This is a genomic window from Pseudoalteromonas sp. 3J6, assembly GCF_903995135.1.
GTDB lineage: Bacteria > Pseudomonadota > Gammaproteobacteria > Enterobacterales > Alteromonadaceae > Pseudoalteromonas.
Genome location: NZ_LR877185.1, coordinates 3,290,508 through 3,306,521, shown reverse-complemented (window position 1 = coordinate 3,306,521; position 16,014 = coordinate 3,290,508). Strand labels below are relative to the sequence as shown.

Sequence of the window (16,014 nt, the reverse complement as noted above, 5' to 3'; positions counted from 1 at the left end):
CATAAAATTAGTGTTTACTCATTAGCGCTATTGTAACCAAAATAAATCATTAAAGCGCAAGAATTTTTAGTTAAGCTTAAAGCGGTTTAAAAGGTTCGTATAGAGCCAGTTAATATTTTAGACACTGATAATGATTAAGTTAATGTTAGGCTCATTATCGCTATGCTATTATTGGGTCGTTAATTTGTTGTTTTTTATGGGTACATAGTAAGGATGATTACTTGTTCAATCAGTTTTTAAAATCCGTTATTTGTTTTTGCTTATTTGTGAGCTTTTTCACTATTGCAGCTGACAATACAATTGAAGATTATGAAATAAAAGGAATTAGTGGAGAGTTAGAAAACAACGTTGCTCTTTATTTAAAACCCTTAGTGGGTGAAAAATCAACACGCTCACTGCGTCGATACGCTAAAACGCAAGTTAAGGATAGCTTAAAGGCATTAGGGTATTACAGTCCAAATGTGACTATTGAATTTAATAAAGATGAGCGCGAACTCGTTGCGACTATTGAGCGCGGCTCTGCAACCCGTATAGAGACGCTTAATATTAGCGTTAACGGGGAAGCTAAACATGACCCATTAATTCAGCAAGTTATTGAAAGTTTAAAGTTAAAGCAAGGCGACATTTTAAATCATGGAATGTATAGCGCAGCCTATAAAAAAATCGAATCCGTTTTGTTAGAACATGGTTACTTTGACGGCAAATGGCCTGCCCGAAAATTTGAAGTGTCACTAAAAAAACACAGCGCTATTATTACCTTCACCATTGAAAGTGGTATACGTTATCGTTTTGGCGATGTGTTAATTACCAATCAAAGCCCCGCAGAAAAATACATTCTCTCTTTAGCCCCGTTTAAAAGAAGTGAGCACTATAAAGCATCTAAGATTGCTGACTATAACCTAGATTTATCGAGTACTCCTTATTTTACTAGCGTGCGTGTTTACGCTGATATTTCAGCTAGAAAAAATAGCCAAGTACCTATAAAAGTCGACGTATTACATAAGCCCGCGAATAGCTACGAAATTGGAGGCGGGTTCAATACCGAGCTGGGCCCAAAGGTACGGTTTAAATGGAGTAAACCATGGATCACGGAGCAGGGACACTACCTAGAAAGCAATCTAAATATTGCAAAAAAACAACAAGATATTTCTATGGCTTATACTATCCCTGTTAATAATCCTAATGATGATTTATGGCGTTTATCAGCAGGTTATAAACTTGAGGATGAATTAGCCGACGATATTTACAGTGAAATTTTAACCGCACAACTACAAAGGCAATGGCTTACCGAACAAAAATGGATTAGAACTGCATTTATCAGACGTGAGCAAGAAACCTATCGGTTTGGCGACGGGGTAGAGCGCACTACAGAAATGTTATTACCAGGTGTCAGTTACGCCCGAAAGCAATCGAAAGGGGGCACCACCCCTTATTCGGGAGAGCAATGGTCTATTTCGGCAGAGTTTGGCCTCGATAGTGTGCTCTCTAGTACCAATATTGTTAGGGTGCAATTACAGCATGCATGGCTGCGAACTTACCTTAATAAACACCTTGTGTTTTTAAAAGCAAACGTAGGAGCCATGTTAGTTGACGACATTAATAATGTTCCATATTCATTAAGATTTTATGCTGGTGGCGATCAAAGTGTGCGTGGCTTTGCTTATCAATCAATCTCACCAGAAAATGATAATGGCGATCGCATCGGTGGTAAATATTTGATCGCGACGACAGCTGAATATAATTATCAATTTGCCAAAAACTGGCGAGCAGCCTTGTTTGTTGATGGGGGGACGGCAACCAATGATTTTTCTGAGCAATTTGAAGTTGGTGCAGGGTTTGGTTTTCGTTATTTAACGCCTATAGGGCCAATAAGAATAGATCATGCGTGGGGGCTCACTAAAGAAAGCAAAAGCACTCGTTTAAGTATTACCATAGGGCCGGAAATTTAATGCCTGTATTTAAAAAAGTCACTGCAGCACTTAGCACCTTAGTTGTTGCTGTATTAGTTACATTGTTTTGTGTTGTTTTTACAGCTCCTGGTAACCAGCTAATTGCTTATAGCGCCAATAAGTTAGTTGACGGCTTAAAAATTGAAATAAAAAACGGGCGTTTTTTATATAATGATGCGTTTAATTTTCGCTTTGAGCGTTACGGTTTATTACTTGATGCTCAGCAGCTTAAACTAGATTTATTTTGGTGGCACTGTGATGGTATGTGTATTGATAACTTAAGTGCCCGGTCTATAAAACTAAACTTACCAGCATCGTCATCTAATTCTCCTGATACATCTAACGAACCGTTGGAACAAATCAGTTTGCCATTTAATATTGCACTTAAGCGTTTAGCGGTCAGTGAGTTTGTGTTAAATCACACAAGTGCAAACGTAGTTGTTAATAATATGGAGATTGCTGCAAAGGCACAAGGTGCTGATATTCAAATTAAAAACGTGAATATTCCGAGTGTTTTAATCGCGTTAAAAGAGCAGCCTGGAGAAAATACAGCCAGTTCTACCCCAATTACTGAGTTACCAGCATTACCTAATATCGCATTTATGTCGCCACTCAATATTTACCTAGAACAGTTTAATATTGCGCAGTTCACAGTGGAGCAGAATGCACAGCAAAATGTGGTAAATAATATTGCGCTACAAATGAAGCTAATAGGTTCTGAGATTAACGTTGCTTCATTGTCTGCAAATTATCAGCAGTGGCAGCTTAATACTGCACTTAACGCAAAGCTTAAAGGCCGCTTACCAATTAATGGCGATATCAGTCTAAAAGGGCATGGTTATGATGCCAATATGCAAATAGGCGGAGACTTAGAAAAGCTCAATGTAGATATAAAAAGCAGTGAATCATTTCCTTTTGAACTAACTGCTACGGCTAATCTTAAAAAACCAAATTATCCATTTAGTGTTAATGGCGGTTTAGAGCAGTGGATTATCGAAACAGCAAGTAAAGAGTTAAAGATAACCGACGTAAAATTAACCGCGCAAGGCAATGCTAACGATTATCAGTTATCGTTATTTGGTAATAGTCAGTTAGGTGCTTATCCAACTGTGAATTTTAACAGTCAAATTAATGGCTCACTGAGCGAAGCAAACTTAAAAAATTTAGCCCTTAAAGCGAATGAGAGCCAAGCTACTATCCAAGCGAATATCGACTGGCAAAATGGGGTTAGTGCTAACTTTAGCGGCGCGCTATCGAGTTTAAAAGCGCAATACCTCACTGACACACTTACCAGTGATATTTCAGGGCAGTTTAAAGGGGCATTTGTTACCAGTTCAAATAGCTGGAAATTAAGTATGGATGACACCCAATTAAGCGGGTTACTAAATGATGTACCGCTTAATTTTGCTGCTCAATTTAACTTAAATGATGAACTTAAAGCCACTGTAAATAAATTTAACCTTAGCAGCGGCACAAACAGGTTAACCTTAACCGGCGAAGTTGATCAGCAATGGCAGATTAATGGGGCTATTGCGCTGCAAAGTAATGATGAGGCAAAGCTTCCGTTTATTGCTAACGGTAAAGCCGATTTAAGTATAAGAGGCGAGCGGTTGACGCCTGCAGTTGATTTAGCGTTAAAGCTAGAGCAGTTTATTTATGACGAAATTAATATTAATAAGTTGGCGTTAAAAGCACAGTTAGACACCGCTACCGATTGGCAAACAGATATCAGCGTTAGTCTTGATTCAGCGCGTGTTATGCATCATCAAATTAATAAAGTGGAAATAGTCGGCAGTGGTGATAAAACCGATCATCAATTGAGTGCATCTATTGATGCTGATGCTGGGGCTGCCTCGTTTGAACTAAATGGCAAACTTGCTAACGCGATTTGGCAAGGTGAACTCAGTAATATTAGTGTAAGTGATAAAACGCTTAGCTTTGAAAATGCTAAAGATATAGCCGTAATTATAGATTCGAAAACGGGCGACTTTGATGTGAGTGCGCATTGTTGGCAATCGAGTAATAGTAAGTTATGTATTGATAGATTGAATCAAACCCGCGAATTAGGCCAGCTTAACGTAAAACTGGCCAATCTTGCATTGCGAGAGCTAAAACATTGGTTACCAGATAATATAATAACACGTGGTGATATAGCGGGAGACTTTGCTGCTAATTGGCAAGCAGGCACACTTAAAACTCTACGCGCTAATTTAAATTCATCAGGGCTTAACGCGGTACTTATTAACGAAGAAGATCGATTTAAGCTACCTATAGAAACGCTAAACATAAGCGCTTTTTCTGATGCTAAGGTTGGCCAAATAGAAGCTAATATAGAATCGAGTGTTTTGGGTAAAGTAACGACTAAAGTTAATATTGATGATATTCAAAATAAGCAAACGCTTAACGGTAATATTCAAATTGATAAAATTTTATTGTCTGATATACAGCCATTTTTAAATACGTTCGAGCAGCTTAATGGCGCCATTCGTGGGCAAGTTGCATTAGCAGGCACACTAAAAGATCCTTTGTTAGAGGGAAATTTAAACATAGAGAATATCAACCTAGAAGGTGAACAACTGCCTGTTGCCCTTAAAAACTCGAACATTAATGTGGCGTTTAATAAGTCCACCGCCACCATTGAGGGAGATTTAAATGACCCTCAAGGCGGACAGGTAAAATTAACGGGGAATGTTGATTGGCAAGGTGAACAACCAGCTGTAAATATGAATGTAGTCGGCAGTGAGTTTTTTGTAAGAGCGCAACAAGGCGTGGTGTTTAAAGTATCACCAGAGTTAAAAATAAGTTTAGCTGACAATGCACTTAAGCTAGCAGGTGATGTTGTAGTGCCTTATGGTCGAATAGAAATTGAAGAGCTGCCAGAGGGGGCTGTACAGGTTAGTGATGATGAAATAATTTTGGATCAAACTACGCAAAATACTAAAAAAGCCCCATTTAACTACGATATTGATTTAAAAGTAACGGTTAAAAATGATGTCAGAGTAGCCTCATTTGGACTTGAGTCTAAGGTAGTGGGTGATATGGATATAAAAATGAGTCAAGACTCACCCATTATTGCCATTGGTGAGCTCAATTTAATTGAAGGAACCTACTTGGCATTTGGTCAAGACTTAATAATTAGAACCGGGCAAATTGGTTTTAGTGGCGCAATAGATAAGCCTCATTTAAATATTAAAGCCATTCGCAACCCAAATAATACCGCCGACGGTGTTATTGCAGGTGTTACTTTAACTGGTAGTGTTGAGCAGCCAAATTTAAAAGTATTTTCAGAGCCGGGTATGGACCAAGCGCAAGCCCTAGCGTATTTGCTGAATGGTCAACCATTAGGGGAGGGCGACAGTTCAACGGATGCAATGTTAACTCAATTACTACTTTCTCAAGGAGTGAGCCGAAGCGAAAGCTTAGTGTCTAAAGTCGGTGAATCGTTTGGCTTGTCAGATGTGAGCTTAAGCTCTAAAGGTAGTGGCGAGCAAACAAAGGTAGAAATATCAGGTTATTTAGCACCGAGTTTGCAGGTTAAATATAGCGTGGGGGTATTTGAGTCGCTCAGTGAAGTGGCAGTGCGTTATCAGCTAATGTCGAAGTTATATATAGAAATAACCAGTGGCCTGTATCAAAATGTCGACATACTGTATAAATTCAATTGGGATTAACCTTTATCTACCAATACCAATAATAATAATAAAAAGGAAAAGGTATGAAAAAATTTGTAATCACTATTATAGCGTCGGCTTTGCTCGGCGGATGTGTCCAGCAAAGCACTTTGCCAGCATCGCCGGTTAAAAGCCTAACCAGTAGTGAGATTATTGCATCTACAACAGATGAGCAATGGCGATGGGTAGATCCTGAGAATATTTTAAAACTAACCCTACCTACCGGTGCTGCGTATATTGAGCTCAATCCAGCGCTTGCGCCAAAACACAGTGCTAATATTAAAAAATTGGCACGACAGGGCTTTTATCAGGGCACTCATATTTATCGTTTTGTGGAAGGGTTTGTTGCTCAAGGTGGTGATAGCACGGGTAAAAAGTTAACTAAAACCAAAAATAGCACAGTATCTGCCGAGTTTTATTTAACCACCAATAAGCCGCTTATGATCACTGAAATGGGTAGGGATGGTTATGCACCAATAACCGGGTTTTTAAATGGTTTTGCGGTGGCGCAAAATGAAACACGTGATCAAACATGGCAAATTCATTGCCATGGTGTCTTTGCAATGGCGCGCGGCAACGATATTAATAGTGCCAGCACAGAGTTTTTCGTCACCATAGGGCAAGGTCCACGTTATTTAGACAAAAACATCACCGTATTTGGGCGAGTACTTACAGGTATGGCACATTTTCATCAGCTAGCGCGCACACCTGAAGGTGGTAGCGAGTTTAACCCCATTACAGATTTACAAGTATTAGCCGACGTTAGCAGCGATAGCAGCCGATTTAAAGTAATGAAAACAGACTCAGATGCATTTAAACAGTTAATCTCAGCACGACGTAGTCGTAGCGAGGAATGGTTTGCGTATAGCCATAATTACATTGATGTGTGTGGAATGCCAGTGCCAACTAAGCAACTTAACGATTAAAAAAAGGAGCCTCGGGCTCCTTTTTTGCTTAGCTTATTGACGGTTTATTTTTACCGCAAAAGGGGTATCGTTATGATGAGTTGAGCGATATGGATTAATATCAAGGCCGCCACGACGCGTATAGCGCGCATACACTTCAAGCTCTTTAATATTCAATTGAGTGGTTAAGTCGCTATAAATACGCTCCACACATTGCTCATGGAACTCATTATGGGTCCTGAACGAAATTAAATAGCGTAATAATGACTCACGACACACTTGCTCACCAGTATAACGAATAATAATGCTGGCCCAATCCGGCTGTGAAGTAATTAAACAGTTCGATTTAAGCAGGTGACTATGCAAGGTTTCGCTAACCACTTTATCGCTTTGTGATTTTAGAGAATGTGCATCAATATGGTAGTTATCTATTTCAATATCTAACTCATCAATACACTCACCTGGAAGCGGTGTGCAAGGAATACAATTATAATCATCAGCGCTGTATAAGGTCACCTTTACCGGGCTGTTTACCGCATTTGATAAGTCGTCAATTAAATGTTGCTTAACAATTTCAACACTACCAAAGCGGCTTTGATTAAAACTGTTTAAATAAAGCTTAAACGACTTTGACTCTATAATGTGACTACTTTGACATTCGAAAGTAAATATCGCCACCGCAACTTGTGGTTTGCCTTTGGTATTTAACCAAGATAGTTCGTAACCGGTCCAAATATCTTGGCCTTTGAATGGTAATGCGGCTTCATCAATACTCAACGCGTCGCGATTAAGCTTGCGAGCAATAGGAAAAAGCAAGCTGGGCGTGTATTGATCTACATACTCAGTAGATTGACCAAGTACGCTGCCTTTAAGATCGGGAGAATTGCTGTAATCTGTCATGTTTGCTCTTAAATAGTTACAATAGGGACATTATATCTAAATTAAATGAGTTTCACAGTATGTCTGTTGCAATGCAATTAGCCCAACTTCACCAACGCTTTAGTGAAAAAACCATCAAAAATACACAAAAGCAGCCACTCATCGCCCACGATGAGCAATGGCCAAGCTCTTGTGAAATAGGCACAGCCGATGAGCACGGTATGATTCAATGGCAAGCGATAGTGAGAGAGCCTGCAGGTTCTTTGGCAGATCTCGCTAACGCATTAGAGCTTGAATTTCCTGATGAACTTAACCAGTTTTATGGCCATATGTTTGCTGGCAGTATTTTAGCCAGCGTTGATGGTCATCAAGTAGAATTATTACAAGCGTGGAATGAGGATGACTTTGACTTACTGCAACAAAATATCACGGGTCATGTTTTAATGAAGCGAAAGCTAAAGCAAGCGCCAAGTGTTTTTATTGGTTTAACTGATCAAGATGATTTACTTGTTACGGTATTAGTGGAAACAGGGGAAGTGTGCTTAGAATATGTAGGTAAAAAACCGCATCATGTGCTGGCTAATAACCTCAGCGAGTTTATTGCTACATTAACAGTTTAAATGGGCTCGGCGCTACTTATTTAGTGCAACACTTCGCTCGTTTTTCATGGGATTTATTGAAAATCCCATGAAATATTAGACACTAAACCACACGGCTCACACCTAAAATCAAATAAACCAAACCATGGCTCAGGTAATTTCCATTCACCTTGGCAACTTGGGCATTTGCGCTTAAGCTCCGAGGCTTTATCGACACCACCTACACGATATAAGTAATAGTAAACAGGCTTTTTAGTTAAGAAGCTGATGCGTTTGCTTATATCTTTACCTCGGCGATACAAATCACTTTGCGTGCTGGCTATTTCCTCTAGTGCAGGAAATTCACAGCGAGTTGCGCCATTAATTTGAATTTGATCGCATGCTTGCCAATCTTCTTGCCATTTAATCAGGGTTTTATAATCGCCATTGGCAATTGCTGGAATATTAAATAGCGGAACGGGTAAAAAGTCATCGCCACAATACAGTGGGCTGCAGGTGTGCACATAGGTAGTATATAAAATATAGCTTGAGGGCTCTTTACAACCATCGGCGCCGTTTGAATGAATGTCTTGACCAATTATTTTCACTTTAGGTGCTAACAAGCCAGCACCATGAAGCTTCTCAACACTGTGTTTTACAAATTCACTGTTGTTAAGAGGATGCATAGCATCCTCGGTCGGACACATAACGCGTGTTATAAAAAAGCCATCTTTTAACACCGTAGGAAATTCTTCTCCAATGATTTGGCCATTAAAACGTAATGCATTTACCAAGCGGTTTATTGCTTGCTCGGCTTGCTCTAAGGTGGTGTCTTGGTAGCAATCAAATGTTAAATCAACAACAAACATTTATAGTCTCAAATTATTTTGGCGCGAGCAGTGTAAGTAATTGATCTAACTTTTGCTCAATTCTATCTAATTGAGAGTTGTTTTGATCTTCATTACTGGCACTTTGCTTTGGGGGTTTCATTAAATTATAAATTGAATCAGGATTATTCTTATATTGACTCACCGCAGCAATAATAACCGGCATTGGGGTCGGTGTTGTTAAACGACTTTTAGTTAGTGCAACAGTGGGAACTTTGCCTTCATCAAGAAGGACTTTAATAGCTTCAAATACAGCAGCATTCATTCAATTATAACTCTTTTATAAAGTAAGCTCGCAACATTGACGCTGCGAGCGGGTATGGTATCAATAAAGTGGCTAAGGCACATTAAAATGCGCCATAAAATTAATTATTTTTGACGAAGACGTACGTCTAGTTCATCAATTACTTCACTCCAATCGCCATCAACCGCTAGCGATTCGGCAATAAAATGTTGTTGGGCTTCATCCCAAAAGGGAGCATCTTGCAACAAGGTTGTATCGGCAATGGAGTGCGAGGCAATAAATGCATCTATTTGCGCATCCGAATCCGGCAGTCCTAGTTGGGCGAACAAGGTATTAATAGTATGTTTTGTTGTATCCATAATAATGCTCCTAAATGAATTAATATGTATTAACTCTAGGGGGGAATGGTATATCTAGCCAGTTTAACCCTTACTGAATCTATGCTTTATTTACTCAATAGTAAGTCGCTAAAGCATGATCTGACTCAATGCAGTGGATGAGCGTACTAACTAAAATGTAAATTCGCTTATTTGTCTCACTTAGGTATATAGTTATATAAGCATTTGGTCATCGTTGTAGTTCAAAATTAATCCCTTATGCGTTACTTGGCGTAACGATGGGGGTGTAAAATAACAAAGGAAATAAAATGACAGCCACAGCAGAATCGACAGACGCCTTTAGTGTTCAGCATATTGCACCAGAGGATATAAGCACAGCAGCCAGCCTGATATATCAGGCATATCAAAACGATCCTATTTTACAAACACTGCTGGGGTATAACGAAGACAACCCGCTCGATTATGAAAAAAAATTACGTGCACTTATCCGTGAAGAGCTCAGTAGCTTTTGGCAAGAGAAGCAGCCTTTAATCGGCCTTTACCGCAATGATAAATTAAAAGCGGTTGCCTGTGTGTTTGAGTCAAATAGCCAATTACAAGCTGAGCGTTATTGGCATTGGCGATTAAAACTGATGCTAAGTGCAGGTTATTTACAAACGAATCAATTAATTGAAAAAGAAAAAACCATTCGTGACGCCTTAAAGCCGCAAGGGAATTATTACTTTTTAGCGTTTATTGCGGTTGATCCACACTTTCACGGGCAAGGGTTTGGTCGCACTTTACTTAAAGGTTTAGATGGCTTAATACACGATAATCCTGAGTCTTCTGGTATAGCGGTATTTGTGACTCGTGACGAGCATACGAAATTTTTTAAATCGCAAGGATTTGAGCACTTTAAACAACTTTCATTTAACCAAGTTAAGGGTGAATTACTATTTAAAGTTGCTAATGCTCAATAAAGGTAGTTGTTCATAATGGCGTATCTGTAAGCCTATGTTCCAAATCGGGCGCACCAGTGTGAGATATATCCTACATTAGTGTGCTCTTTGTCAGTTTAAATCCATTATTTATCCGTTTATAAGCATCAAGCTCCTGTTATTTATAGCTATTTTTGTTTTTTCAATTTTGTGACATTAAATTTTTTAGTTTTCCTCACTATTATACCCAGCCGTTTGGTTTAAACTTTACTTTGTCAAGACGACATAGCTCAATGACTGAGCTAATGCCATGGATATGGAATTAGGCAGCATAGTAGTGACTAGCAGGAAGCGCAAAGGACAAGTTAACACGGATGCAAGGATGAAACAGGAAGTACATGAAGTACTAAAATAGCTAGGAGCTATTTAAAGGATACCAAGGATGATGCGATAGGATATTGCAGGAGCGTTAGTTTACGCAGGACGGCCAAGGCGGCAAGAGGATATTGCAGGATGCAATGGAGAGCTAACACGGTAGTTTGCTCGTTCAGTGGATGATAAACAAGGATCAGGTAAAGGATACCTTACAGGATGTTGGCAATTAGGGCGTAACTGAGGTTACGCCTTGGTTTTTTTTTACAAAAATTATATCTTATGTGGTGGCACAACCACACTTTTTAGCTTTTCATCTTCCATGATTAACACTCCCTGATAAGCATTTTCACCATCGCTTGAAAATTCAAAAATAAATTCACTTTTCATGCCCGGTTTACCACTTTTTAAAATGCCAAACCGACGCTTGCTACAAGCCACACTCATTAGTTGTACCTGCAATTGCTCACTTTGGCGTTTGGCATGAACGTTTGCTGCTTCGGCTATTTTACGATTTAGCCAAAAAAAATAAATTACAGCCCCAATAAGTATGAACGTCCATAAACTAGCCATTTAAGAGAATAACCTTCCAATTGCGCGAGCTAAAGTCTCGCTTCTGTTTTCTTTACGTAGTAATGCTAATAAATGTGGGCGAATAGTTGGAATTGCAACTAAATCTGCAAAAATGCTGGGAAATAACTCAGCTATTTTCTCATGGTGCGCACAGTTATCCATAAATACATGCAAACGCTGTGGCTCTTCTAATTGTTTAAAGCAGCGACCTGCAATAGTTAATAAAATGTCTGAGTCTTGCCCAAGCGTAGATTCTAAAGCGCAGTCAACCAGTTGTGCGCTAAGCCCTGTTGCTTGCCCTGATGATATGGCGCGAAGCGCGGCAGAAGCCGTAACCACATCATTATTCTTAAGGGCGGTTTGTCCATAACTTAACATTAACTCACTTAACGTGGGTGGTATTTCGATGTGTTCAAGCATTGCGCTTAATGGTTGTAATACTTCAACAGGTAAATTAGGCCACGCAGCGTGTAAGTGTTTTAAGTTATCAGCACTGTTGAGGCGATAAGCAAAATCAGCAATGCCTTGTAGCGCGACACTTTGCCAATTATCAAAACCAATCTGGCCACTAAAATAAAGCTGGGCATGCTCATAATACTGTGAGGCTGGTTGTTTTAATAACACTTTAACTTGTGCATTAAACGCCGCTAATTTATTAGCATTAGGAGTAAATACGTAAGGGTTGTTATCGAGTTTGCCATCGGCTTGTTCGCCGGTAATTTCTGTTCCTAGTGCTTGAATTACCATGTCTGCAAAGTGGTCGCGGCTGGCACTAACGAGTTTACTTTGTTCATCAAGTGGGAATTTTAAAAACCACACATAGGGTTCTTTGCTAGCTTTACTGTCCCAAAATTGAATCGCTAGCCATGCATGGCCTGCTAATGGGTAAGGGTAAGGAACTTGTGCTTGTTCAACAGCTAAAAATTGTTGTTTATCAAGCTTGGTAATATGCCTGCCAATATCAAAAGCACGCCATTGAGTTCCTGCACCGTCTAAAAGCTGGCCTAATGTGGCTATATGTTCACTCATGAATTTCCAACTGTTTTTACTACAAAATTACGCTAATTATACGCCATAGCGACTGTTGAGGGAACAGGGTATAATTGTGCAATATACAAAGTAAAGGGTGATTATGACTGAGCAAACCCAACTCTATTTAACACAATTAACTGCGCTACTTAAAAAGTATCAGCTTTGGCAGAATGAGCCGATTGACCCTGCATTGTTGCATTCAAGCGTCCCTTTTTGCCATGATACGCTTGCATTTGAACAGTGGTTACAGTTTGTATTTATAGAAAAAATTCAACAGATTATTACAATGAAACAACCGTTACCGCGTAATTTTGCAATTGCTCCTATGGCGCAAATGACACTCATTGGTAAATCCGGAAGCGAAGAGATTATTTCTTTGCTGACGCAATTAGATTCATTGCTTGGAGAGTCAGATGACTGAACGTCCAGCGCCAGTTGAATACGGCGAACTGAACATTCTCTATCAAGATGAGAACTATGTAGCGATTGATAAACCATCAGGCTTACTTGTTCATCGCTCCTTTTTAGATAAGCATGAAACTCAATTTGCAATGCAAATGCTACGCGATCAACTCGGTCAGCATGTTTTTCCTGTGCACCGTCTTGATAGGCCGACATCGGGTGTGTTGCTGTTTGCTCTAAGCTCAGAAGCCGCGCGTGATATGAATCAGCTGTTTATTGAGGGTACGATCTCAAAGCGTTATTTAGCTCTAGTCCGCGGATTTGCGCCTGAATCTATTTTTTTAGATAAACCGTTAAAAGAAGAGCTAGACAAAATTGCTGATAAATTTGCCGATCAGAATAAAGATGCTCAAGAAGCACAAACTCAGTTTAACTGTTTGCACCAAGCTGCGTTGCCTATTCCCATAGGAAAATACCCAACGGTTAGGTATTCTTTGGTAGAGTGTTTTCCTAAAACAGGGCGTAAACATCAAATTCGTCGCCATTTAAAACATTTGTCGTTGCCAATAATTGGCGACGTTAACCATGGTGATAACCAGCACAATCAGTTTTTTAGAGAACACTTTTCTCTTAGGCGATTAATGTTATTTGCCACAGAACTGCGTTTTGTACATCCTTACAGTAATGAATCGATAATAATTAAAGCGCCACTAGGTGATGCAATGTTGAGTATTTGCAACCAGTTAGGGTGGCCAAGCGAAGAAAAGGATTATTAATGGCACATATTAGTATTTTTGTAGGCAGCGTGTATGGTGGTGCTGAACGCTTAAGTGAGCAAATAAGTGATACCATTGAGCAAGCCGGCCATCAGGTAAGCGTATTTGTAGAGCCAAGTTTAGAAGATCTAAAAAATGCGTCGCATATTTTAATAGTTACTTCAACAACAGGACAAGGCGATATACCCGCTAACTTGGCAGAGCTTTATAATCAGCTTAACAACACCTTTCCAATGTTAACTAATAAGCCATTTGGCATTGTGGCTATGGGTGATAGAAGTTATGGTGATACGTTTTGCGCAGCAGGGCGTAGCTTTGATGAACTATTACGTGACTTACAAGCTAAACCTGTGGGTAATCGATTAGAAATTGATGCCTGTGAAGACTTTGAGCCTTGGCCTGTCACCGAACCGTGGTTACAAACTTGGCTTGGTAAATTACCCTCTTAAATGCGCAGACTCTAAATGAAAAAACATAAACTGAGTTTAATTGTGCTTGCAGGTGGCTTAGGTAGTCGCTTTGGTGGCAATAAACAAATTGCAGAGATTCCAGGGCTAAATTGCACTATTATGGAACTGAGTATTATTGATGCGTATCGCGCAGGGGTGACGCAGGTGGTGCTGATCATAAACCAAGCGGTACGCAGTGAAATAGAGCGTACTATTTTGCCGCGCTTGCCTAGTGATCTTGATGTGGTGCTGGTGGAGCAACACATTGAACAGGTGCCCGAGCAGTTTAAAGCAACACTTTGCCAGCGAGTAAAGCCTTGGGGCACAGGTCATGCTCTGTTGTGTGCCAAAGCCCACATTAATAACCCCGCTATTGTGATCACTGCCGATGACTATTATGGCAAATCTTCGTTTGTATTACTGAGTGAGCACTTTAAAAGAAGCGCTGAATGGGCAATGGTAGGGTATCCGATTATTGATACTCTTTCTGAGCACGGTGGTGTTAATCGTGGGGTATGTAATATTGCGGATGGAAAGCTTGTTGCCGTAACCGAGTATTTGAATATTCAACAACAGTCTGAGCATATTTTTGGCGACAACCCACAGGGTTTACGTGAGAAAATTAGCCCAAACTCCCTAGGCTCGATGAGTTTTTGGGGGATCACCCCCTGCTTTTTTGACTATTTGCAACAAGGCTTTGAAACGTTTTTACAGCAATATAACGTGAATACTCAGCAAGAGTACTACTTACCTGATCAAATCCAGAAAGCCATTAATGTAAAAGCACAGCCTGTATTTGTATACACTGCAAAAGAGCCTTGGTTTGGTGTTACCTATAAATCAGAACTGACAAGCATTGCGGCTACTTTGTGCGCATTACGTCAAGCGTAGCTATTAAATTATTGTCGCCTTGGGCGAAAAGAGTGAAGTAGAAAATGAATACAGTTCCTATAGAAGTTTATTTATCTGAGAGTTTTGGCCTTGACGAGAAGCATGCGAGCATAAAACCCATAGGCAGTGGGCATATAAATACTACTATGTTATTAAGTACTTCGAAGCGGTCACTGGTTGTACAAAAGCTCAATACGGTGGTGTTTCCAAAACCACAGTTACTTGTTGATAATGCGCGATTAATAGAGCAACACTTAAGTAAAAAACAACAAGCAGGTGAATTCAATCTAGCAATAGTACGCCATGTAGCGACGACTCAGAATGACTATTTAGTTAATAATGATGATGATACTTGGCGAGCACTTGAGTTTATTGGTGGCAGTTATAGTGAAGATGTGGTTAATACTGCTAGCCAGGCACAAACAGCGGCCAATGCATTTGGCCAATTTGCGCAAGCGCTACAAGACTTTGACGCGAACAATTTACATGCGGTTATTCCTAATTTTCATAACTTGGCCATGCGTGCAGAAGTCTTCAAGCAAGTGGTTAGCACCGATCCTCATAAACGTTTGGCTCATTGTCAGGAAGAGGTTGATTTTTGCCTGTCGCAGCTTTCACTTATCGATGAGCTTAATGCCCTTGAGGGAAAAGTGCCTATTCGTGTGTGCCATAACGATACTAAAATAAACAACATGCTATTTTGCTTAGACTCTAATAATGCAAAAGCGGTGATAGATTTAGATACCTGTATGCCTGGTTATTGGCTTAATGATTTTGGTGATATGGTCAGAACATTTTGCTCTGCAGAGCAAGAAGATTCAACGGCGCTTGAAAAGGTAGGTGTTCGTGAAGATATTTTTGCAGCGATTGTGAAAGGCTATGTTGAGCCACTAAAGGGGGTATTAACGCCCGCCGAGAAACAAAGCTTTTGGTTAGGTGCTAAAGTAATGCCCTTTATGATTGGCTTACGCTTTTTAACTGATTATATAGATGGTGATAATTACTTTAGCGTTAAGCATAAGAGACACAACTTAGATCGCGCAAAAAACCAATTTGCCTTATACAAGGATATAGTAAGTAAGCAGCAGGTCTTAAAGGAGATTTTGACTCAGGTATAAACCCAATTAATTATATTGCTCAAAGCGTTATAA

16 protein-coding genes are annotated in these 16,014 nt (G+C 39.8%); 10 read left to right on the top strand and 6 right to left on the bottom strand.

Features of this window, described 5'->3' with window-relative positions; translation table 11 throughout:
* Nucleotides 1-221 precede the first annotated feature (221 nt).
* Genes P3J6_RS15110 through P3J6_RS15100 form a run of 3 tightly spaced genes read left to right on the top strand, consistent with a single transcriptional unit; the run spans nucleotide 222 to nucleotide 6,546 of the window.
* On the top strand, nucleotides 222-1,949 hold the full coding sequence (locus P3J6_RS15110; RefSeq protein ID WP_198523454.1) for an autotransporter assembly complex protein TamA: 1,728 nt from the start codon (nucleotides 222-224) through the stop codon (nucleotides 1,947-1,949).
* Entirely contained in the window at nucleotides 1,949-5,620 is a 3,672-nt protein-coding gene (tamB, locus tag P3J6_RS15105) for an autotransporter assembly complex protein TamB (RefSeq protein WP_198523453.1), read from the top strand. Before P3J6_RS15110 ends, tamB begins: the two co-directional genes overlap by 1 nt.
* 44 nt (nucleotides 5,621-5,664) lie before the next feature.
* A complete protein-coding gene (locus P3J6_RS15100) occupies nucleotides 5,665-6,546 on the top strand; it encodes a peptidylprolyl isomerase (RefSeq protein ID WP_198523452.1) in 882 nt (293 codons plus the stop codon).
* 33 nt (nucleotides 6,547-6,579) lie between these two features.
* Here the strand turns inward: P3J6_RS15100 and queF are convergent, their stop codons facing one another.
* The gene (gene queF, locus P3J6_RS15095; protein WP_010388241.1) at nucleotides 6,580-7,425 is read right to left on the bottom strand and encodes an NADPH-dependent 7-cyano-7-deazaguanine reductase QueF; all 846 of its coding nucleotides are present in this window, start codon (nucleotides 7,423-7,425) and stop codon (nucleotides 6,580-6,582) included.
* A gap of 59 nt (nucleotides 7,426-7,484) precedes the next feature.
* Between queF and syd the strand changes: the two genes are divergently transcribed.
* A complete protein-coding gene (gene syd, locus P3J6_RS15090; protein WP_178956316.1) occupies nucleotides 7,485-8,024 on the top strand; it encodes a SecY-interacting protein in 540 nt (179 codons plus the stop codon).
* Nucleotides 8,025-8,077: 53 nt separating this feature from the next.
* Here the strand turns inward: syd and P3J6_RS15085 are convergent, their stop codons facing one another.
* The 3 genes from P3J6_RS15085 to P3J6_RS15075 all read right to left on the bottom strand — a co-directional run bounded on the left by P3J6_RS15085 (nucleotide 8,078) and on the right by P3J6_RS15075 (nucleotide 9,472).
* Nucleotides 8,078-8,851, bottom strand: a complete 774-nt coding sequence (locus P3J6_RS15085; RefSeq protein ID WP_198523451.1) for a Zn-ribbon-containing protein — start codon at nucleotides 8,849-8,851, stop codon at nucleotides 8,078-8,080.
* Nucleotides 8,852-8,864: 13 nt separating this feature from the next.
* Nucleotides 8,865-9,134: a hypothetical protein gene (locus P3J6_RS15080; protein ID WP_055012790.1), complete on the bottom strand. Its 270-nt coding sequence runs from the start codon at nucleotides 9,132-9,134 to the stop codon at nucleotides 8,865-8,867.
* A gap of 104 nt (nucleotides 9,135-9,238) precedes the next feature.
* A complete protein-coding gene (locus P3J6_RS15075; RefSeq protein WP_010388246.1) occupies nucleotides 9,239-9,472 on the bottom strand; it encodes a DUF2789 domain-containing protein in 234 nt (77 codons plus the stop codon).
* A 287-nt stretch (nucleotides 9,473-9,759) separates the two neighbouring features.
* On the opposite strand from P3J6_RS15075, the gene P3J6_RS15070 reads away from it, so the two are divergent.
* The gene (locus P3J6_RS15070) at nucleotides 9,760-10,410 is read left to right on the top strand and encodes a GNAT family N-acetyltransferase (RefSeq protein ID WP_008109415.1); all 651 of its coding nucleotides are present in this window, start codon (nucleotides 9,760-9,762) and stop codon (nucleotides 10,408-10,410) included.
* Nucleotides 10,411-11,013: 603 nt separating this feature from the next.
* On the opposite strand, the gene P3J6_RS15065 is transcribed toward P3J6_RS15070, so the two are convergent.
* Together P3J6_RS15065 and P3J6_RS15060 are read right to left on the bottom strand one after the other, a co-directional pair.
* On the bottom strand, nucleotides 11,014-11,313 hold the full coding sequence (locus P3J6_RS15065) for a DUF3301 domain-containing protein (protein WP_008109417.1): 300 nt from the start codon (nucleotides 11,311-11,313) through the stop codon (nucleotides 11,014-11,016).
* A complete protein-coding gene (locus P3J6_RS15060) occupies nucleotides 11,314-12,342 on the bottom strand; it encodes a DUF3549 family protein (protein ID WP_010388256.1) in 1,029 nt (342 codons plus the stop codon).
* 103 nt (nucleotides 12,343-12,445) lie between these two features.
* Between P3J6_RS15060 and P3J6_RS15055 the strand changes: the two genes are divergently transcribed.
* The 5 genes from P3J6_RS15055 to P3J6_RS15035 are packed head-to-tail and all read left to right on the top strand — an operon-like array spanning nucleotide 12,446 to nucleotide 15,981.
* The gene (locus tag P3J6_RS15055; protein WP_198523450.1) at nucleotides 12,446-12,766 is read left to right on the top strand and encodes a YqcC family protein; all 321 of its coding nucleotides are present in this window, start codon (nucleotides 12,446-12,448) and stop codon (nucleotides 12,764-12,766) included.
* Nucleotides 12,759-13,523 (top strand): tRNA pseudouridine(65) synthase TruC, encoded by a 765-nt coding sequence (truC, locus tag P3J6_RS15050; protein ID WP_008109421.1) that lies wholly within the window; start codon nucleotides 12,759-12,761, stop codon nucleotides 13,521-13,523. The genes P3J6_RS15055 and truC overlap by 8 nt, the downstream gene beginning before the upstream one ends.
* Nucleotides 13,523-13,972, top strand: a complete 450-nt coding sequence (locus P3J6_RS15045) for a flavodoxin (protein WP_198523449.1) — start codon at nucleotides 13,523-13,525, stop codon at nucleotides 13,970-13,972. Before truC ends, P3J6_RS15045 begins: the two co-directional genes overlap by 1 nt.
* 15 nt (nucleotides 13,973-13,987) lie before the next feature.
* Nucleotides 13,988-14,863 carry a nucleotidyltransferase family protein gene (locus tag P3J6_RS15040; protein ID WP_198523448.1) on the top strand — a complete coding sequence of 292 codons (876 nt, stop codon included), beginning with the start codon at nucleotides 13,988-13,990 and terminating at the stop codon, nucleotides 14,861-14,863.
* 44 nt (nucleotides 14,864-14,907) lie between these two features.
* Entirely contained in the window at nucleotides 14,908-15,981 is a 1,074-nt protein-coding gene (locus P3J6_RS15035; RefSeq protein WP_008109430.1) for a phosphotransferase enzyme family protein, read from the top strand.
* The last annotated feature ends 33 nt before the right edge of the window (nucleotides 15,982-16,014 follow it).